Annotated in this window: 1 pseudogene; it reads right to left on the minus strand. The window is 43.0% G+C overall.

Annotated features, from left to right (window positions below):
• Positions 1-112 precede the first annotated feature (112 nt).
• Positions 113-937: pseudogene (locus C1709_RS00860) on the minus strand (IS1634 family transposase); the annotation flags it as partial.
• Positions 938-1,064 lie beyond the last annotated feature (127 nt).

The following is a 1,064-nucleotide window of genomic DNA, read 5'->3' on the forward strand; positions in this document are numbered from 1 at the left end:
ACATGACGGAGGAGGAACTCACGAAAATGCTACCTTCAAACTTCAAATAACAAACAACCCTTATATGCTACCAGACATATAAGGGTTGTTTGTTATTATGAAAGACGGCTAATATTGGATGCTTACTTTGTATCGTAGTGATTGTTTTTGCCAATGCAAGCACCTTGTCTATGCTCATCTTAATCTCTGAGGTCTTCAGCATATGCTCCAATTCCTTGTATACTTTCAAAGCCACGAAACAGATGCATATATGGCCCTCGATTCGTTTGCGTGTAAAATGAAACATGGGACGTATTTCTATCTTTGATTTCGCTATACGGAAGGCCCGTTCCACATGCCAAAGGTTGTGATATGCTGTGTATACGTCATGTATTGGTATATCCGTATTGGTGAGATACCCTTTAAGACCATCCCAACGAGAATCATCAGCAACACGATTATAATTGATGGTGACTCTCACTTCGCCATCCATCGATAAAAACTTGTTATAGCCTCTTTTGTTAATATTGCCTTTCGTGAGCGCGCCATGCTTGTAAGCCTTTTCCAGCCTGCGTATTCCCTTCTCCCGGTTATAGGCATCTTTCTTTGCACGGTCATCAGTATAGCCGACCAAGAGACGGCGTCCGCCTCCTTTGTCATATTCAACCATCTGGCAGTCGCGCCTGGGCTGTTCCAGTATCCAGTTCTTGACCTGCTGACTTTCATTCTTTATCTTCGCACCTATTATATACTTGTAGCCGTGCGATTCAAGTTCCGCTATGTTGGCATTGTTCATCAGACCGGAATCTGCCACCACAACGAAGTTTTCCAATCCGTATTTGCTTACAAACTCGTTTATCGTCGGCAGCATCGTGTGACCCTCATATTTATTGCCTTCATGGATGCAATAGGCAAGCGGATAACCACCAAGGCTGACAAGCAGTCCAAGTATGATTTGAGACCTATAGCTCATTTTGCAGGCTGAAAAGTGTCATGCCATTCGATATATACACATGTTTCGCCCATTCAAGATACCTTCAGCACTAAATTGACGATTCACATTGCTCAATAGCTCATTTTGCAGG

The sequence above is a fragment of the Metaprevotella massiliensis genome (genome assembly GCF_900241015.1).